General features: G+C 45.0%; 12 protein-coding genes. 8 read left to right on the top strand and 4 right to left on the bottom strand.

Annotation, left to right across the window (positions count from 1 at the left end; all coding sequences use genetic code 11):
* Positions 1-491: 491 nt before the first annotated feature.
* The gene (locus tag A8C56_RS00520) at positions 492-3419 is read right to left on the bottom strand and encodes a TonB-dependent receptor (protein ID WP_218917223.1); all 2928 of its coding nucleotides are present in this window, start codon (positions 3417-3419) and stop codon (positions 492-494) included.
* 501 nt (positions 3420-3920) lie between these two features.
* Between A8C56_RS00520 and A8C56_RS00515 the strand changes: the two genes are divergently transcribed.
* Both A8C56_RS00515 and A8C56_RS00510 read left to right on the top strand, forming a co-directional pair.
* Positions 3921-4496, top strand: coding sequence for a DUF6580 family putative transport protein (locus A8C56_RS00515; RefSeq protein ID WP_067750680.1), 576 nt, complete (start codon positions 3921-3923; stop codon positions 4494-4496).
* A gap of 128 nt (positions 4497-4624) precedes the next feature.
* Positions 4625-5905 (top strand): sugar MFS transporter, encoded by a 1281-nt coding sequence (locus tag A8C56_RS00510; RefSeq protein ID WP_067750678.1) that lies wholly within the window; start codon positions 4625-4627, stop codon positions 5903-5905.
* Between the two features lie 45 nt (positions 5906-5950).
* Here A8C56_RS00510 and A8C56_RS00505 read toward each other — a convergent pair whose 3' ends face one another.
* Positions 5951-6847: a helix-turn-helix domain-containing protein gene (locus A8C56_RS00505; protein ID WP_245645699.1), complete on the bottom strand. Its 897-nt coding sequence runs from the start codon at positions 6845-6847 to the stop codon at positions 5951-5953.
* 213 nt (positions 6848-7060) lie between these two features.
* Between A8C56_RS00505 and lpxA the strand changes: the two genes are divergently transcribed.
* Together lpxA and A8C56_RS00495 are read left to right on the top strand one after the other, a co-directional pair.
* Positions 7061-7867, top strand: a complete 807-nt coding sequence (gene lpxA / locus A8C56_RS00500; RefSeq protein ID WP_067750672.1) for an acyl-ACP--UDP-N-acetylglucosamine O-acyltransferase — start codon at positions 7061-7063, stop codon at positions 7865-7867.
* Positions 7848-8462, top strand: coding sequence for an ABC transporter ATP-binding protein (locus A8C56_RS00495; protein ID WP_067750670.1), 615 nt, complete (start codon positions 7848-7850; stop codon positions 8460-8462). The genes lpxA and A8C56_RS00495 overlap by 20 nt, the downstream gene beginning before the upstream one ends.
* 755 nt (positions 8463-9217) lie before the next feature.
* On the opposite strand, the gene proS is transcribed toward A8C56_RS00495, so the two are convergent.
* Positions 9218-10693, bottom strand: coding sequence for a proline--tRNA ligase (proS, locus tag A8C56_RS00490; protein ID WP_067750668.1), 1476 nt, complete (start codon positions 10691-10693; stop codon positions 9218-9220).
* Between the two features lie 246 nt (positions 10694-10939).
* Between proS and A8C56_RS00485 the strand changes: the two genes are divergently transcribed.
* Together A8C56_RS00485 and A8C56_RS00480 are read left to right on the top strand one after the other, a co-directional pair.
* Complete coding sequence (locus tag A8C56_RS00485) at positions 10940-11959, top strand: hypothetical protein (protein WP_067750665.1); 1020 nt, start codon at positions 10940-10942, stop codon at positions 11957-11959.
* 25 nt (positions 11960-11984) lie between these two features.
* Entirely contained in the window at positions 11985-13499 is a 1515-nt protein-coding gene (locus tag A8C56_RS00480; RefSeq protein ID WP_067750663.1) for an OmpP1/FadL family transporter, read from the top strand.
* Positions 13500-14054: 555 nt separating this feature from the next.
* On the opposite strand, the gene A8C56_RS00470 is transcribed toward A8C56_RS00480, so the two are convergent.
* Positions 14055-15971, bottom strand: coding sequence for a RecQ family ATP-dependent DNA helicase (locus A8C56_RS00470; protein ID WP_067761374.1), 1917 nt, complete (start codon positions 15969-15971; stop codon positions 14055-14057).
* A gap of 171 nt (positions 15972-16142) precedes the next feature.
* Between A8C56_RS00470 and A8C56_RS00465 the strand changes: the two genes are divergently transcribed.
* Together A8C56_RS00465 and A8C56_RS00460 are read left to right on the top strand one after the other, a co-directional pair.
* The gene (locus A8C56_RS00465; RefSeq protein ID WP_067750657.1) at positions 16143-19106 is read left to right on the top strand and encodes a SusC/RagA family TonB-linked outer membrane protein; all 2964 of its coding nucleotides are present in this window, start codon (positions 16143-16145) and stop codon (positions 19104-19106) included.
* Between the two features lie 30 nt (positions 19107-19136).
* On the top strand, positions 19137-20783 hold the full coding sequence (locus A8C56_RS00460; protein ID WP_157097827.1) for a RagB/SusD family nutrient uptake outer membrane protein: 1647 nt from the start codon (positions 19137-19139) through the stop codon (positions 20781-20783).
* Positions 20784-20878: the final 95 nt, after the last annotated feature.

The raw sequence follows: 20878 nt of genomic DNA, 5'->3' as shown, positions 1-20878 counted from the left end.
CCAGCCCACCTGTACAGGTGGGCTGCCGGGGAAAGAAGCTTCAACAATTTAGCAAATTGCTTCGCGCGCTTGGGTAAAGGCTGCGCGCGGCCGGGTTTTGGGTACCGAAGGGTACCCCGGGGGTGGGGGGATGGTACCACCCGTTCTTACCGGAGCGGGGGAAGAACTCCGGCTGACGAAGATGTTTTAGACATGAGGTATTGTTCTATATGCTTTGTACCTTTTTGCGTGTCCAAAAAGGTACCCAAAAAAGACATCCGGAATCGGTTACGGCACGATTCCGGCGGGCACTTCTATCGGCTTCAGTACATAGTGGTGCCGGACTGTTGTGCTGCTATGCTCCTGTCATGTTGGGCGTCCTAACATTACCCGTCATTCCGACCCGAGTGAAACGGAGCGGAGGAACTATTTCACCGAAGGTAATCTCTAACTTATAAAGAGACCTCTCCGCTTCGGCCGAGGTGACGAATAAGTGCCGGTAACTATATTTTTTAAGGCAGGTTAAACAGCAGCTTTCCAAAAACATATCTTCCGTTAAAGCCAAACTGGGAAACGGCTCTTGAATAGGTAAAAATGCTGTTGTTGGAATTGCCCGAATGGAGGATCTTATCCGGATATACATCAAACAGGTTATTAGCGCCCACGCTAACAGTGATAAAGCGGTTGATATAATAACTAAGGGTTAAATCAGTAATTGTTTTTCCACCGAATTTCTGATCCAGGGATTGAAGAGCGCCTCCATCAAAGGCATTAAAGGCATAATTGCCACCGGCTTTGTTCTGCGCCAAAGCAGCTGCTGCACCTGTAGTATCTGTTAATGACTGCACTGATCCAAAATAAGAGAAGCGCAGCAAAACACCTGCTTTTTTATACCGGTATTGCGCTGTAAAGATCGCTTTGGTACGCGGACTATAGGTTTCAATGCGCGACTGGTCGGCCCGGTTAAAATACTTGGAAACCTGCCCTGAATTTTCCAGTACCTCAGATGCATGGATAATGATAGCCCCGTTATCATCCCGCCTTACCTTATTTTCTATATAAGAATGCGCCAGGCTGATGTTCAGGTGATGATCCGTACCAAAGCTCTTTGTATAGCTCAGCACGCTTTCTATACCCCTGGAGCGGGTATCAATGGCGTTTGCAAAAACTGAAGCGGTTCCTGCACCTGCATCATTCAGCAGTTGGGTAAGCTCCGCGTTACTTCCCCCGCTAAAGGCATTGGACAAAATGATGCGGTTTTTTATGTCGATCTGGTACGCATCTACCGTAAGGTTCAAACCCTTTCCCGGGGTTACTGTAAGCCCTACGGAATAGGAATGGGAAGTTTCCTGTTTTAATTTGGGAATGCCCAGTATATCCGCAATTTTGGAATCATTGGGGAAGGTGCCGGACTGCGTGGGTACCAATCCGCCGCCGGAGGTCGACTGCACAAACAGGGTGGTTACTTTTGAGTAATGCTCCTGTTGCAAAGAGGGCGCCCGGAACCCGCTGGAAGCAGCCGCCCGCAGCGCCAGCCAGTCTGTAAATTTATAACGGGTAGCTACCTTATAGTTCAGCGTGCTTCCAAAATCAGAAAAATGCTCATACCGTAAAGCCGCAGCCAGTAACCAGTTTTTGGTAATGTCCAGTTCATTATCTGAATACAGTGCAAAACTATTTCGGTTCCAGTTGCCGGCATTGGAGGGCAGGAAGCCGGCAAATACCTGTGCGCCGGCTATTCCCTGGAGGCCGTTATCTGTTGTAAGATTGGCATAGGAGTTCAGCTCCCCTGCTTCCAGTCCATAACCATCTACCCGGAACTCCGCTCCCAAAGCGGTATTTAAGCCATAAAGCACATCATGCTTCCTGGAAACATCCAGATTGGTAATGGCCTGGTAAAGCTTTGTCTTTCCGCTGTTAAATTCAGTTTGCAGCGCATCCGCTGTCATGCCGGGCAAATAAGCCTGTGTATAGTTGGCAGAATTGCTTACCAGGTAAGTATAAGAATTGGCACCATAGGTCTGGCTCAGGTCCACCTTCCAGGCGCCCAGGCTGCCCCTGATCCCACCGGTAATACTATAGTCCCGCACCTTTGATTCTTCCAGCGGTAAAAAGCCATAGGGATATTTTTCCAGCAACAGGGCAGAAGCATCCTGGTAATCATAGTCGGCTTCTGTGCTGGGGATGATGCTTCCGCCGGGTCTTAAATTATTGGGATACCGGTAAAAACCGCCGGCCACACCATCTTTAAAATTGGCCAGACCAAATGCATACACTTCCAGGTGATCATTGATGGGATAGGCAAAATTTACGGTACCGCCCCCGCTGGTAATTTCGGAGTTCCCCACCCGGAAATCAAATTTGCTCCGGTCAACTCCTTTGGCTCCATTAATACTATCGGAACGGTCCACCCCGTTTACACTGGGCCATATCTGGCCGGTATATAAGCCGGTACGGTTGCTGGCATTCCTCTTCAGATATTCTGCAGAAAAAACCAGGTAGCCCTTTTTTAAATGCACGCCATAGTTGGCAGCAACCTGGAAATTTTGCCCGTCGGTTTTGTTTACGCTTCCCGGCAACTGATCATCCGGGTGCAACTGGTTCCATCCGTAATTTTTATCATAGCTGGTTACGTTTCCTCCATAAGAAGCGTTGATGCTTAACCCGGTTGTTTTTTTCAGAACAATATTGATCACCCCTGCAATGGCATCAGACCCATACTGCGCAGAGGCTCCGTCTCTCAGAATCTCGATCCGCTCAATAGAGCTGGCTGGGATAGAGTTCAGGTCGGTTCCGGTAGTGCCTTTATTCACGGTTCCGTTCACATTCAGCAAAGAGGTTTGATGGTATCTTTTACCATTTACCAGTACCAGCACCTGATCCGGCCCCAGACCACGCAACTGTGCGGGATCTATATGATCCGTTGCATCTCCCAGTGATTGCCTTACGGAGTTAAAGGATGGCGCCAGGTAAGTGAGCAGTTGGTTCACATCCAGCTGGCCCACCTGGTTGGCGATCTGTTTTAAGGGGATCACGTCTACCGGAACAGGGCTTTCTGTAGAGCTTCTGCCCGGGTTACGGCTTCCCACTACCACCACCTCATTCAGGTTGCCTGCACTTTCAAGAACAAAATCCACAGTCGTAGTCTGACCGGCCTCAACAGTAATGGTCTTCTTTTGGGGATGATAACCAGCTAAAGATGCCTCCACCGTTATAGTACCCGGCGTTACGGAAAGCAAATAACTCCCGTTTATATCTGTATTGGTATTCTGGCTGCCGGCCAGGATCAGGGCGTTTTCTACAGGGCCATTTTCAGAAGTTACCTTACCAGTTATTGTGGATGTCTGCGCAGCTACCTGTAAAGTAATAAATGTGGAAGCAATAAGAACAGCAGCTGTATAAAACAGCTTTCTTGTGGTTGAATTCAACAAAAACATCATAACAGTTTTAATAATAAATAATATAGGTTATGCCTGGTCAACAGGCCGGAGCTGCCGGCAGGCGCTGGTTTAGTGGGCGGTTTACCGCCTTCAACACTGCCAACATCGAAAGCAAAAAGCAGGAAATGCTCTGGCGGTCTGTTTGGTGTATATAGAAGTATTTAATAACATGTTGCAAAGAAAGCTTAAAATAATTAGTCCACCAAATTAATAGGGTTAGCAGCGCTTTTATGAATACCTGGCCGTCCTGAAGTTTCGGGCCGTTCAGGCGGGTATCAGTGGCGAATTTTTATATTTCTATGCGTCACCCCCCCGAATAAAAAATGTATAACATTTTTCGGTTCATGAAACACGAACCATGGCCTTCGCCGTGGTGCGTGCCTGCCGGCCGGTAGACACGCCTATCCCAATCACAAAATATTATGTACCCTTCAATAAGCTGCATCCTTATGATTCCTAAAAGTTTTTTACCTTTACATTATAAACATTTTAATTTTCATTATGAAAATAACAAACAGGTTCTGGGTGATTACTATAATGATTCTGCTGGCTGCATTAAGCCGCATTCTTCCGCACCCGTACAATTTTACACCGCTGGTGGGTATGGCTTTATTCAGCGGGGCTACACTCAATAAAAAATGGCTGGCCTACCTGGTGCCGGTTGCCGCTTATCTTGTTTCCGACGTTTTTTTCAGCCTTACAGGAACGACGGGCTTTTACGGTATCAGCCAGTTATTTGTTTATGGAGGCATGCTGCTGGTTACAGCGCTGGGCACTACTATGGGGCAACCCAAAGCACTTAAGGTGCTGGGCTATTCATTAACCGGTTCTGCTATTTTCTGGATCGTTTCTAATTTTGGTACCTGGGTGGGCAGTACGATCCCCGGAAGCATTGAATATGAGCCGGGCCTTAGCTTAGGCATGACCTACCTGCGGGCGCTGCCGTTTTACAACCAGTTCAGCAATCAGTTATTTTTAGGCGCTTTTGGAGGCGATCTGTTTTATACTACAATCCTGTTTGGTATTTATGCCCTGGCGCAAAAGACCTACCCTTCTTTAAGATATTCAGGAGCCTGAGAGAAGAGTCGGCCAGGAAAAGCATGAACAGATCTGAGTTCATGCTTTTTTTATGCGCAAACGGTTGCAGTAATTGCAGGAAGCAAAAATAAATTTGCTATTTTTAGCACTTCAACAAAACATCAGCTATGCCTGCTACGGATTCTTTATCAAACAATTCCAAAAGCTATTTGATCCCTACTATTATTATAGGCGTCTTATTTTTTGTTTTTGGTTTTGTAACCTGGGTAAACAGCACCTTAATTCCCTATCTTCAGAAAGCTTGCGAATTAACATCGGACCAGGCAGTGCTGGTAACTTTTGCATCTTATATTGCCTATGCTGTAATGGCATTTCCCTCTTCATGGGTACTGAAAAAAACAGGGTTTAAAAGAGGAATGATTGTAGGCCTTATTATAATGGCTTTAGGCGCACTTGTGTTCATTCCTGCGGCCTTTAGCCGTACATTTGGCCTGTTCCTTACCGGTTTATTCATCATTGGTATTGGTATGGCGCTGCTGCAAACCGCTTCCAACCCTTATATCACGATTCTTGGCCCTATAGAAAGCGCTGCAAAACGCATCAGCGTAATGGGCATTTGTAATAAAGGCGCCGGCGCTATTGCTCCTCTTGTAATGGGCGCTGTGCTGCTAAACGGCATGGACAAATATGAAAATGCTTCCTCACTGCCTTTAGCGCAGAAAAACGCCCTGCTTGATGAATTGGCTTCAAAAATCATAAGCCCTTATATCATCATCGCCATTTGTTTTGTGCTGCTGGCGGTTGCTATTCGTTTTTCTTCTTTGCCGGATATTAAAAATGAAGAAGAAACAAACCCGGGGCATGCTACAGCAGACAGAAGCAGTATTTTCAAATACCCTTATTTATGGCTGGGCTTTGCAACCATCTTTCTCTATGTAGGCGTGGAGGTAATTGCGGGCGATATCATCCAGCTATATGGTAAAAACGGCCTGGGAATGCCTACTGATGTTATAAAGCATTTTACCACATACACCATGCTGGGCATGCTGGCAGGTTATCTTTTAGGTATTGTATTAATACCCAAAATCATTTCCCAGGGCACTGCATTAAAATTTGCAGCTGTGCTGGGTATTATTTTGTCAATTGGTGTCATTTACCTGCCGGGCAATTACTCCATTCTGTGCTTAGCCTTGCTTGGCTTTGCCAATGCGCCTATGTGGCCGGCTATCTGGCCATTGTCTATAGATGGCTTGGGAAAATATTTAAAGACCGGTTCAGCTCTGTTGATCATTGGTATTGCGGGGGGTGCTATTATTCCCAAATTATGGGCGGTACTGAGTACGCAAACAGGAATGCAGCAGGCTTTCTGGATCATGGTTCCCTGTTATGCTTTTATCCTGTTCTTTGCAATAAAAGGAAATAAGATAGGGAAAACTGTGGGTAAATAAAAGGCATTAAGATCTGTAAGGTTTTAAAAACCTTACAGATCTTCTTTACCTGGCAGCAAACAGCAGTTCACAGGGTTTTAACCCGGTAAGCCGTTTAAAGGCAGTGCTGAAATGGGAAATAGAGGAATAACCCAGCATCATAGACACATCCGTAACACTCAGCCCCTTTTCATAAAGCAGGTATTTTGCATGTTCCATACGCTGGTTCTGGTAAAAATCAAAGATCGTGGTGCCATACATTTCCTTAAATCCTTTTTTCAGATAGCATTCATTCATGGCTACCTTGCGGCTCAGTTCCTTTATGGTGATCGGCTCACCTATATGCTTGATCAGTATATCCCGGGCCTGCTCCACTTTTACTTTGTCGGCTGCATTGGATAAGAACCTGCAATTAATTACTTCCAGTTCCTTCTCATCGGCCATGGAGTCCATAGTCAGCAGCAGCAGCATCTGCAACTGGGCATTTACATAAATATTTTCCAGTGTACCGTTATAGGTATGCCCCAGGAGACCTTCTATAACCGATTTTGTTTTACAGCAAAGCGGCAGGATACGTGTAAAAGACACTTTATGCCGGAACTTCAGCAATGAATCGCTAAAACTATTGCTGGTTCTGGATTTGATAAAGCGGGATAGTTGAGCCGGGGAGAACTTTACCTGCACCACATCAAGGCTGTTCACGCTGTCTGCACAGTTTTTTGCATTGCCTATTGAGCATTTACTGCAGTTATCCCTGGAGCAATACATGTTTCCCGCAACACAAAATTTCAGCTGCAGGTTATTTTCTTTGGGCTTCTGGCTGTTATATTTATACACCAGCATTCCCATATCTTCTGTTAAATTATTTCCTGGGCGGTTGTATCTTTTTATTTCATACTGAACGGCCCCCGGGATCTGCTGTACCCGGTGGGATAACAGCTCCAATGCTTGTGGCTGTTCCAAGTCTTTGAAACTTAACCTTATACTTTCCTCTGATGCACTCATAACCGTTGCCAAAGGTATTCCCAAACTTTGGCAAAAGCAACTGAAGAATGTCAATTGTTCGTAATAATAACTGATTTGCAACTTCTTACTGAAAAAAAATAATTACCAATTATAGACTGAATGTCTAAATTTGCGCCATATTTTTAAAAAATCAGGTTCATTCGGCAATACATGATTCACTTTAATTCATACATACATCCGGATGCGAAGGTAGCGCGGAACGTAAAAATTGACCCTTTTACTGTAATTCATCAGGATGTTGAAATTGGTGAAGGTACATGGATCGGCTCTAATGTAACCATATTGGAAGGTACCCGCATTGGCAAAAACTGCAAAATATTCCCGGGTACCGTAATTGGCTCAGAACCCCAGGATAAAAAATTCCAGGGGGAAAAGACCACTGTTGAGATTGGTGATGATTGTGTGATCCGTGAGTTTGTGACCATCCACCGGGGTACGGCCGACCGCTGGAAAACCGTTGTTGGAAGAGGCTGCTGGATCCTTGCCTACAGCCATATCGGCCACGATTGTATTATTGGCGACTATTGTACCCTAAGCAACAGCACCCAAATTGCAGGGCACGTGGTATTGGGCAGCCATGTAGGCTTTGGCGGGGTTTGCGCTGTTCACCAGTTCGTAAAGATCGGCTCCTATGCCTTTATCAGCGGCGGATCGCTGGTAAGCAAGGATGTGCCTCCTTATATAAAGGCCGCCCGGCAGCCCTTAAGCTATGCCGGCATTAATTCCGTAGGCTTAAAGCGGAACGGGTATTCTGTAGAACAGATCAATCATATCCTGGATATTTACCGCATCCTCTACAACCGGGGGCTGAATGTAACCCAGGCCGTGCAACTGCTGGAAGAAGAATTTCCGGTAACTGATGAGCGGGATGAGATCCTTGCCTTCATCCAGGAAAGCACGCGTGGCATTATTAAAAGATACTCCAAAGGAAATGGAGATGACGATAGCCTTGAATAAGGCCGGGAAACGGTTTAACCGTGACTGGATTTTCAAAGACCTTACCTGCCGGTTTGAATCAGGAAACAGCTATGCCATTACCGGCTCCAACGGCTCTGGCAAAAGCACCCTGCTCCAGGTGATCAGTGGTTCCCTTACGTTAAATGAAGGAGCATGCAGATGGTCTGCAGCAGCCAGTATTCCTGCCGACAAAATATTCCGGCATATTTCCTATTGCGCGCCTTATCTTGAGGTTATTGAAGAAATGACCCTGTTGGAATTTCTGGAGTTCCATCAGCGTTTTAAGCCTTTATTGCCCGGCTGCACTCCCAAAAGAATCATTGAAGAGCTGGGGCTGGAAGCGGCTGGCGACAAACGCATTCAGCAATTTTCAAGCGGAATGAAACAAAGGGCCAAACTGGCACAATGCATCTATTCCGACACCGCAGTGGTTATCCTGGATGAACCCTGCACCAACCTGGATCAGCAGGGCATAGCGCTTTATTATTCCCTTATTGATCAGTATTGTACCAACCGGCTGGTTTTAGTGGGCAGCAATGATGAAACGGAATATCGTTTTTGCCAACACCGTCTTAGTATAATGGATTACAAATAGCAGTATTGGGCCGGCTAATTGAGTATTGAGTTATCAGTCTTCAGTTATCAGAGCTTCCAATCCGCTCTTTCACTGGGTGCCGGTTGCCTGCCTGTGTCCGAATTCTGAACCTACGGTACAAGCTGATTAGGCGGGTGTCCGTCAATTTAAGAGAGGAAGCCCAATTTTTTGAGTATTACTATCTGGAACGCTTCCTATTTCTAAAGAAATGCATCGTGCCGATGGCACTTAAAGTTCTATAGGGATTTTTTGGGAATGACTAAAAAAGCCCTTTTATCATACTGTCCCGATAGATTCCTATCGTGTGCATTCAGCTCTAAAATAACCCTGACACCACCGGGCATTGGGTTTTCATCACAGAGCCGCCGCGCGGCGGAACAATAATTACCGCCATTGCAGGTTATCCATCGGTATGCAACATCCTTTTGAAAAAAATATTTGTGTCCACACCATAGGATAGATTCGGGATTATTTCAGCATCTAAAGTGGCATCTGATTGTCAATAGATTCTGAAACAAGTTCAGAACGACAATCAACTTTAAACAGGCTTTTTCGCCAGCCCTGTTCTATGAACCAGGCCGATGGCCTTCCGGGCCTGAAAAGAGCGGCAGCGTATTGCTTCGAAATTGCTATACTGATAAGGGGACAGTAATAAAAGCGGAAAGCTGTAGGCTCAAGCCATAAGTTGACGGCAATAGTACGTACACAAACCACGGTGGCGCCCCGGTTCATTGTCAAACATTAAACCAGGAACATCAATACGCCCTTGCAAACAGCACCCTTTCCTTAGAAGGTTTTCCTGAAAAAATACAAACGCCATCCTCCTGCTTATTTTCCAAAGGAATACAACGAATAGTGGCTTTTGTTTGTTCTTTGATCGCAGCTTCCGTTTCCACAGTTCCGTCCCAGTGCGCTGCTACAAAGCCGCCTTTTTCATCAAGCGTTTTTATAAAATCCTCCCAGGTATCCACAGGTGTTATATGCTCCTCCATAAACTTCCTGGCCCTTTGCAGCATTTCAAACTGCATTTCCACCAGCTGGCCGTCAACATACTGGGCGATACCATCCAGGTTTACCGTTTTCTTCTCTCGGGTATCGCGGCGCACTACTTCAATCTTATTATTCTCAAGGTCACGGGCGCCCAGCACCAGCCGCACAGGTACTCCTTTCATTTCATATTCGGCAAATTTCCAGCCCGGGCGGCTGTTGTCATTATCATCATATTTTGCACGGATACCTTTGCTTTTGAGGTTTTCCAGTATCTCACGGGCTTTTGCATCAATCAGCTCTTTTTGTTCCTGCCCCTTGTAAATAGGAATGATCACCACCTGCAGCGGTGCTATTTTAGGAGGCAGTACCAGGCCTTCGTCATCACTGTGCACCATAATTAATGCGCCTACCATACGGGTGCTGGTTCCCCAGCTGGTAGCCCACACATATTCCTGCTGGTTCTCCTTATTCAGGAATCTGACATCAAAGGCCTTTGCAAAGTTCTGCCCCAGGAAGTGAGAGGTTCCTGCCTGAAGCGCTTTACCATCCTGCATCAATGCTTCAATACAATAGGTATCTACCGCGCCCGCAAAGCGCTCACTCTCTGTTTTGGTGCCCTTAATAACCGGTATGGCCATTACTTCTTCAGAAAAAGTGGCATATACATCCAGCATCTTTCGTGCTTCTTCTACCGCCTCTTCACTGGTTGCGTGTGCCGTATGCCCCTCCTGCCATAAAAACTCTGCCGTGCGCAGGAATAAACGGGTGCGCATTTCCCAGCGAACCACATTCGCCCATTGGTTGATCAGCAATGGCAGATCGCGGTAGGATTGAATCCAGTCCTTGTATGTATTCCAGATAATGGTTTCGCTGGTGGGACGCACAATCAGCTCTTCCTCCAGCTTTGCTTCCGGGTCTACCACCACGCCTTTCCCGTCCGGGTCATTTTTTAAACGGTAATGAGTAACCACAGCGCATTCTTTTGCAAATCCCTCCACATGGGCAGCTTCCCTGCTTAAAAAGCTTTTAGGAATAAAAAGCGGAAAATAAGCATTCACATGCCCTGTATCCTTAAACATTTTATCCATTGCAGCCTGCATGTTTTCCCATAAAGTATAACCATAAGGCTTAATGACCATACAGCCGCGTACAGCAGAATAATCTGCCAGGCCCCCTTTTATTACCAGGTCATTGTACCATTGTGCATAATCTGTTGCTCTTGAAGTAACTTCCTTGCTCATAATTTTTTATTAATAGTTCGTATCTGCAAACGCTGCCGGGGGAATCTGTTGCGCCCCTAACGTTTTTTTCGTCTTGTAAGTATGTAAAAACAACTTATTTTGCATCCATTTTAACAAAGGGTACATCAATATTAATGTAACTTTATCAACAATTGCAAATGTATAGTTAAAACATTAAGAATTAACTGCAATTGCCTGTTAATATTAAAACGATACTACTTAAAAAATAATTTAAACAGCACCAAAATGAATTTTAAAACACTTTTTGTACTGCTGGGCTTCACAATGCTGCTGGGCAGTTGTGCAACAGCCTATAAAACCGGGCAAACGCCGGATGATGTATATAATTCACTGCCGCCGCCGCAGGATGAGTATGCCAATGTGCGCCAATCTGATGACAAGCGTTACAGGGATTATGAAGCCTATGATGATGAGGATGATTATGCCGATTATGACGACCGGTACCTGCGTATGAAAGTGCGGAACCGCTATTTGTGGTCCGACCTGGATGACTGGTATTATTACGGTGGCCGTTATGACTATAGCTATTATAACAACTGGTATTACTGGAACGATCCTTTTTACTGGAACAGTCCCTGGTCGCCGGTTGGATACTGGAACATGTATTACAACCCCTATTACCCCGGCTGGGGATGGTATGGCGGATTAGGATTAGGCTATGCCTGGGGCTGGGGTGGCGGTTATTACAATCCCTGGTACACCAGCTGGTATGGCGGCTGGGGCTGGTATGACCCCTGGTATACCGGCTGGTGGGGCAGCCCGTATTATTACGGCTATGGCCCCGGGATCATTGTTGGCAGCAGGGTCAATTATCAGCAAAGAAGGGTGAACCTGAATACTTATAACCCGAATATTCTTAATGGCAGAGGAGCTACAGACAGAAGTGCTGTAGGTGGTGCCGCCGGCCGCAGGGTCGGGGGTAACGGAACAACCGTTACCAGCCGCAGCACCGGCAATTATGGAACCTACGGTATAAGAAGCGACAGAAGTGTAAATACGAACCCCGGAAATTCAAGCGCCCAGGGAAGGGTGAACGCCCTTCGTGACCGGTTCTCCCGGGGTAATGATTACAATAGCAATAATGCTGCTCAGCGTTACAACCGATCATCAAGAACGGAAACATACAGGCCAAGCATAGACAACAGCAGATCATCAACCCCCTCCTATTCCCCTCCTGCTTCTTCCGGCGGCGGTGGCGGACGTGCCAGCGGAGGTACCGGTGGTGGCAGCGGAAGGAGATTCTAATACTCAAACACGAAATTAATTATTAATGAAGAAAGTCATTTTAGCAGGATTATTGTTAACCTCCGGCAGCTATCTGTTGGCACAAACACCTGAAGACGCCCTGCGTTACTCCTGGTACCCGGCACAGGGCACCGCCCGCATTCAGGCTATGGGAGGCGCAAGCGGCTCTATAGGGGGAGAAATTTCAACCCTTTTTACCAACCCGGCCAACCTTGGTTTTTATAAAACGGGAGATGCTGTCATTTCCGGTGGCCTTAATATACTGAATAATAAAGCCACTTACTTTGGTCAATCTGTTAAGGACAATAAAACCAGCGGTTTTTTGGGCACTACAGGTATTGTCCTTGCCAATACCACAAGAGGCGGCAGCGCTTTAAAAAGCTCAGCCTTTGGTATTGGTGTTAGCCGGGTAGCTGACTTTAATAACCGGATCGAGTTCAATGGTCTGAACCAGAAAAGCTCTATGGCAGATATGTTTATAGAAGACGTGAACGCCAACAATGGCAACCTAAGTACCTACGGAAGCCAGTTAGCATATAACGTACACTGGATTACTGATGACGCTAACCAGCACCTGTTTTCCCCGGCGGATGCCATTGTATCCAGCACTGGTGTTCAACAGCACGGAACCTTAATATCTGAGGGCGGTATTACAGAAATAGCTATTGGCGGAGCGGCTAATCTTAACGACAATGTTTACCTGGGAGGTTCGATTGGTATGCCGGTACTGCGTTACCGTGCTACACGAACATTTGATGAGCTGGATCCTACCACCAATCCTAATAATAATTTTGATGGTGCACAGTTTGACGACTATTTAACCACAAAGGGCATGGGGATCAACCTGAAGCTGGGAGCTGTTTTTGCACCGGTGCAAAATTTCAGGATCGGCGTTTCAGCCATTTCACCTACCTGGTATTCCTTAACGGATACCTATGATGCGCGCGCATGGGCAAACACCGAAGGCTTACCACAGAATGAAGGTAAGAACGAATCGGAATCACGCCCCAATGATGTTTCCGTTTTTGACTATACCCTGCAGACGCCCTATCGTTTAATGGGCAGCCTTACCTATCTTTTTGGCAACCTGAACAATGTCAGCAGCCAGAGAGGCCTGGTTACAGCAGATGTTGAATACATGAACTATATGTCTTCCCGGTTCAGGTCCGCACAGGATGATGATCCGTCAGACGATGCGTATCTGCACGGCTTAAATACGTCAATCGGCAACGCTTATAAAGGCACTGTTAATGCCCGCCTGGGCGCTGAGCTCAAATTCAACACTTTTATGGCCCGTATCGGGGGTGCCTATTACGGCAACCCTTATAAAGATCTTGCAGGTGAAAAAGGGAATATGTACCAGGGAACGGCCGGCGTGGGTTACCGCAACCGTGGCTTCTTTATTGACCTGGGGTATATCTATACCGCAAAGGAAGATGTATATTACCCCTATCGTTTAGAAAATAAAAATAATTTTGATCCGGCAACTCTTCAGTTAAATGGCTCAAGGATTGTACTGACATTTGGAGTAAAAATTTAGGCGTGTTTTTAATTTAGTTATGTACCTCCGGATTTTTCCGGAGGTTTTTAATTTGTGCAATATTGTATTTTTAGAAGAGCTTCTGACCGAGCTATGGCACAGAACCCGCCGTATTATGCGAAAATGGAATTTATTATAGATCTAAGCATTGCAACCAGCTAACCGGGGTATCAAAAGCCCTCCAAAGCAGATGAGGTCCATTTATTCTCAACACGCTCGTATTTTTAGGGGCACCAAAAGAAAAAGCCTAAGCGGTAATGTTCCCGCAGAAATTGCTAATAGCGCTGATAATTGCCCATCTGCGCTTCCGCTATTGGCGGAAGGCTGCGTTCCGAAGGTTCGGAACAGCGGAACATAACATGCAAGCAAGATTCCTTACAGCCCAATAAAAAAGGTTGCGTTTTTGTGGGAAACTTTTTAATCAGACCAAAAATTGCTCGCAGCGATGTCCCGAAAATCGGGAGAGTTGCAGCGCAGCATTTTACCTGGTCTACGGCCTTGCCAGGTATAAAAGCCACCCTTTTTATATTTCTCATTTTATATTCTACATTTCCCTCAGTTATTCCAGCATACCCTTCCATCTTCCAGCATCCGGATCTTTTCTTCTCTGGTAAGAAAATTGATCACCGTCCATACCTGTTCTTTGTCGGTATCCTGTAGCTGTGCCATCAATTGCGGAATGGTGCAGGGATCAGTGAGCGTTTCCCTGATCTTTGCCTGGATACTGTCGAATGTTTTCCGGCTTAGCTGGCTATTCCTCCTTTTTAAACAATTGTCACAAATACCGCAGTCCTTTATTTCCGTATCCCCGAAATAATTACCAATCATCTTACTGCGGCATTCTGTTTCACTGGTAACATATTTTTTCATCTGCGCTATGCGCTCTGCAAAAAGCCGCTTGCGGGCGTCATAATTTTTGGTATTGATCTGCAGGTCGGCAATTCTTACCCTTGTTCGCGTAAGCATCAATTGCGGGTCCTCTTTTTTGGGTTGGTAATCGATAATGCCATCGGCATGCAGCCGGAGCAGTTGTTCTTTTACAGCAGCAGCGTCCGTTTTCATCAGGTAGGCTATATATGATTCTGATATCCCGACAGGGTAATCATAAATACCCTCATAAGTGCGCAACAGGGTTTTTATAAGGGGCTCAAGGTCTGCATGGGTAGCTTCGTATTCGTACAACGTTTCTTTATATGTGGTAAAACGCACGGTTGCCGGTATAAATACCTGCTCATTAAAGCTCAGCCATCCATCCTGTTCCAGTGCTTTTAAACTATAAATGGCAGTAGTAATGTCCAGCCCGAATTTTTTAATAAAATCTTTCAGGTCAAAATCGTAAAACTCACCCGGTGCTTCCCCTTCCGGTAATTGCAGGTAATTGACCACGCTGCCATAAACGGCTCGTATGGTTTCCAAAGAGGGAAAACGCTGTTCGGTAAGCTGTTCCAGCGCCTGCAGTTCCGGCTCATTATATAACAAAACGGCATATGCTTTTTCACCATCCCGCCCTGCACGCCCTGCTTCCTGGTAGTAGCTTTCCAGGCAATCCGGAATAGCCGCGTGGATCACGATCCGCACATCCGGCTTATCAATCCCCATTCCAAACGCATTGGTGCAAACAATTACGCGGGTCCGGTTCTGTATCCAGTCCTGCTGTTTCCGGCTGCGTTCTTCAGCAGTTAAGCCGGCATTATAATAGTCCGCCGAAAAGCCTTCCATCAGCAGCAGGTCTTTTATTTCCTTTGTATGCTTTCTCGTTTTACAATAAATGATCGCAGTGCCGGTTATTTTTTTTAAAATTTCTGTGATTTTCTGAATACGGCTGCCTGTTTTTATAACACTGTATGAAAGATTAGGTCGCTCAAAAGACTGCCGGAAGATTTTAAACCTGTTTTCGCCCTCCGGAGATAATTTTAAACAAATATCTTCCTGCACCTTTGGTGTGGCGGAAGCGGTTAAGGCAATGACCGGCACACCCGGCAGTTCCTCCCGCAGGAGCGCAATACGCAGGTAAGAAGGGCGGAAATCATATCCCCATTGAGAAATGCAATGCGCTTCATCTACCGCTATAAGACGAACGCCCAGGGCCGGCAGATATTCTTTAAATAAAGCGGTTCCCAGCCGCTCAGGCGAAACATACAAAAACTTACAATTGCTGTGGGCAGCAGTTTCCAAAACATTGATCACTTCCCTGCGCGACATACCGGTATGAATGGCAAAGGCCGTAATATTCTTTTTGCGCAGGTTTTGCACCTGATCGTTCATCAATGCAATTAAGGGAGAGATCACCAGGCATAAACCTTCTTTACTCAGTCCCGGAATCTGATAGCATAAAGATTTCCCGCCTCCTGTAGGCATTAGTGCCAAAACATCTTTCCCTTCAATAGCGGTCTTAATAATAGCCAACTGCAAAGGACGGAAAGAGTCATAGCCAAAATAATTTTTAAGCGTGCGGTGTAATAACTCTTCCATTAAGGGCATTTATTGCCCTTCAAAATTAATAAATTGGAGCAGAACACCGATGAATTTCCAGTTACAGAAAATGGTAAACCTTCTTTTGTTTTTCGTTAAGGCTTTCAAAACAGATTGTTTAAATTTTGTTAATGTGTATTAAATACACTATTTTTGAAAAAACGATTGTACATGAAAAATAAAACTCCGCGAAAAATACTGCTGGCGTTGCTGGGAGTATTCTGGGCTGTTTCAGCCTTTTCACAAACAAAAACAATTACCGGGAAAGTTACAGATGAAAAAGGGATGGCTGTTCCGGGAGCCAGCATCCTGGAAAAGAAAAGCCAGACCGGCACTGCTGCTGATGCAGATGGAAATTTCCAAATAACTGTTCCGGGCAATACAACATCTGTGGAAGTCAGTGCTATTGGCTTTATTACCCAGAACGTAGCCATCTCCGGTACTGAACCACTGACCATTGTATTAAAAGAAGAGCAGAAAAGCGACCTGAACGAAGTGGTGGTTATCGGATACGGTACTGCCCGGAAAAAAGATGTTACCGGAGCAGTTGCCAACGTTTCCAGTAAAGAATTTAATCAGGGTCCTATTACCAATCCCATGCAGCAGATCGCAGGCAAAGTTTCGGGCGTGGTTATTACTCAACCCAGTGGCGATCCCAACCAGAATATAAGTATCCGGTTGCGTGGTCAAACTTCCCTTGCAGGAAACCAGGCGCCCTTGATTGTGGTTGATGGAGTACAATTGCCGGATCCAAATCAGATTTCCAGTATCAGTCCGGCTGATATCGTAACCTACGACATTTTAAAAGATGCATCAGCAACTGCTATTTATGGTGCCAGGGGAGCAAACGGTGTTATATTAATATCTACCAAGAAGGGAGCTGCCGGAAAGGCGGTGATCGATTATACCGGAACGATCGGGTTTGATAAAAATGCCAAAAAATATGACTTGCTGAATGCCAAGGAATTTACTGACGCCGGAGGTACTACTGATAACTTCGCAGGGGGTTCCACCTTACGTAATGGGAATACGGATTGGGTCGATGCAATAACCCGTACAGCTCCTACCACCAGTCATAATGTAGGCATATCCGGGGGAACCGGCGGCTTTACTTATCATGGTTCTTTGAGCTATTTAAAGAATGAAGGAATTGTCATCAATTCCGGCAAAGAAATGTACGGCTTAAATTTCAATGCCCAGCAAAAAGCATTAAATAATAAGCTGGTTATTAACCTGGGCATTAATGCGAACCGCGCAATCAGAAAATGGACCGATTTTAATATTTTCTACTATGTGTTGCAGATGGCACCAATAGCACCGGTCTATGATTCAACAGGAGCTTATTATGCATTCAGAAATGACTATGATATTTATAACCCGGTTCCATTACAGGAAATGCGGCTAAACCAATCAAGAGACCAGACAAATTTGTGGAACGGATCAATTGATTACGAGATCATTGACGGGCTAAAATTGGGCGCCGCCGGTTCTATGTCTTTCTTTAATAGGCAGACGGATGCATATACCCCTGTATTACCTGGTTACGGAAATATTAATAGCGGAAGTAAATATTCAGAAAACAACGATTCAAAACGGGGCGAATTGCATGCTTTTTATGTAAAAAGTTTTGGGAAACACAATATCAATGCAACCGGTGTTTATGAATATAACTATTTTACATACGATAATTCAAACGCAGCCGGTGAAAACTATTTATATGACCCTAATCAGAACAATAACCTTGGTGGCGGCAACCCGGCAAAGAATACGATTGCTTCCTATAAAAATGCCTATAGGCTGATTTCATTTATGGGACGTATAATGTATAATTATGATGCCCGCTATTATCTTACAGCAAGCCTCAGAAGAGATGGATCCTCTAAATTTGGTATCAACCACCAATGGGGATATTTCCCGTCTGTATCTGCAGCATGGCGGTTAAGTCAGGAGGAATTTATAAAATATATCGGTTGGATCAACGAATTAAAACTCAGTGCTGGTTGGGGTAGAACCGGTAACTCTGATGCATTGACCCCCTATCAGACCTTATTGCTTTTAGGAGGAAGTGGTACGTTTTATAACCCTGCCACACCCAGCTTTAATTATCGGACAGCATATTCACCCTCACAAAACGCTAATCCTGATCTGAGATGGGAAACCAGGCAGGGAGCTAATTTCCAACTCGACTTTGCATTATTCAGAAACAGGTTTTCGGGGAATATAAATGTGTTTAGTGACAAGACCAAAGACCTGTTATATAATTATACCGTACCAACACCACCATTCTTTGTAAACAACATCTGGGCAAATGTGGGTGACTTAACAAACAAAGGTTTGGAGATACAACTGAATGGTGATATTATACGGGGAGAGCAGGTTAACTGGAGTTTAGGCGGTCAAATCAGCTTTGTAAAAACAAAAGTACAAAGCCTGGCAGGAACTTATAATGGTTATGATCTGAATACTGATCACATTCCTGCAGGTTATGCCGTGGGAAGAGGTTTATCCAATTCACCTATTACCTATTTGCAGGTAGGCTACTCACCTTATGTATTTTATTTACCGCATTACGTAGGCCTGGATGACAAAGGAAAAGAGCTCTTTGACGATGGAAAAGGCGGGACGGTAGGTAAAGACGCTTTAAATAATGATATGAAGCGTTATATTGACCCCGCACCTAAATTTACTTACGGTATTAACAATTCAATTTCCTATAAAAAATTGAGCTTGAATTTTTTCCTGCGCGGTGTATCCGGCCTGAAGAATTTCAATAATACCCGGATGCTTATTGATAATATAGGAAACCTCAAAAATGGAAATACGACTAAAACCGGTCTGGAAAGCGGAGACAAGGATGATAAGGTAGCGTCTGATAAATGGCTTCAGAATGCCTCCTTCCTAAGAATGGATAATGCGACCTTAAGTTATACGATTGGCAAAGTCTCCGACCATTTTGATAATTTAAGGGTTTTTGTAACAGGCAATAACCTGTTTGTAATTACAAAGTATAAAGGATTAGATCCGGAAATTCAGGTTACCGGAACCAATAATTCTTATATTGATATGTTTAATGCAGATAATGCATATTACAAGGCAAGATCTTTCAGCCTAGGAGTTAATATTTCAATAAAATAACGTGAATTGCTTATTATAAAAAAGAGTGCAATGAAAAAAATATTTATTATAACTGCGATTATATTAGGGGTCGCATCCGGATGTACCAAGTTAGATACACCCGTTTACAGTAACATTGAAAACGCCAATTTCTGGAAAACACCTGATCAGGTAGCTGCGGGTATAGCCCCGGCGTATACTCAATTACAAGGATTATGTGTATGGGACTTCCAGGAACTGAATGGCGTGTCTACGGACGAAATCATTATTCCTACCCGTGGAAATGACTGGTATGATAATGGGAATCACCAACGGGTTTATTTACATAACTGGACGCCAACTGAAGAAACAGTAAATAATGCCTGGTCCACCATTTTTGGAGGGATCGGAAAATGCAACTTTATATTGGACGTGGTGAACGGCTTACCCGAAAAGCCTTCCAATATTGACAATATAAATGCAGAATTAAAAGCACTGAGGGCCTATTACTATTTACTGGCCGTGGATAATTTCGGAAATGTGCCAATTGTAAGCAGCTTCCAGACAGATCCAAGCACGGTTAAAAATAACACCCGCCAGGAAGTGTATACATTTATTGAAGCAGAGTTAAAGGCCAGTATTCCTTTACTAAGCTCAACAGTTGATAATTCAACTTATGGTAGGGTAACAAAATGGATGGCCTTCGCAACACTGGCTAAATTGTATCTGAATGCCCAGGTTTACACGGGAACTGCTCATTGGGCAGATTGCGCTGCGGCTTGCGACTCCATAATTCTCTCAGGCAAATATTCACTGGAGCCTGGATATTTTGATAATTTCAAGCCAACCAATGACAATTCCAAAGAAAATATATTCGTTGTTCCTTTTGACAACAAGTATATTACCGGGAACGACAAGGAACGCCAAACATTACACTATAACCAGAACCCAACATTTGGTTTGCTTCCGGGCAGTATGTATAATGGCTGGTGCACACACGGCGATTTCTATTATGGCAATTATGACACAACTTCTGTTTACTCAACAAATGCAGGCAAAATTTACCGGACATTTAAGGATCAGCGGACCGGCCAGTTTTTAGTTGGTCAACAGTATTCTGACCTGTACCCCTATCCTCCGGATAAAAATGTACTGGTCTTCTCAAAGACCGACTCCTTGTTTGATAATATTCCTTTAGCATATCAGCCCAATTTCACTCTTTTATCCGATCCAACTGCCGCTGGCCGGATTTCCGGGGCCCGGCAAATAAAATATTATCCTGAGGCAGGTGCTAATGGCAGCCAGAGCAATGATGTTGTTTTATTCCGGTTAGCAGATATTTTGCTTATGCGCGCAGAAGCGATCATGCGCGGCGCAGCAGTAGGCGCAACCGGTTCCGCTGCAGACCTGGTAAACCAAGTTCGGCTTCGGGCTTATAGTGGTGATGCAGCACACAATTGGACAACTGCGAATATAACCCCTGCCAACCTTTTAGCAGAAAGAGCCCGGGAGCTTGCCTGGGAAGGCTGGAGAAGGCAGGATCTGATCCGCTTTGATGTAGCAGACGGAACACATTATTTTGACGGTGCACGTGGCGGTACCCGCTCTCCCAAAAAAGCAGCCGATGCAGGAACTTATACAAGGCTATTCCCTATTCCGGATGCGCAACATTCTTCTAATCCTAACCTTGTGCAGAATCCAGGATACCCTTCTTTTTAACTCAGCAGAACGGTTTTCTATTATATATCCCTGGTTCATGAACCAGGGATTTTTTATTCACTTTCAATTTCCTGCGCTATTGAACCAGCAGCCTA

Source organism: Niabella ginsenosidivorans (genome assembly GCF_001654455.1).
Lineage (GTDB): Bacteria > Bacteroidota > Bacteroidia > Chitinophagales > Chitinophagaceae > Niabella > Niabella ginsenosidivorans.
Note: the sequence above shows the minus strand (reverse complement) of the source record. Positions and strands in the feature narration are given on the sequence as shown.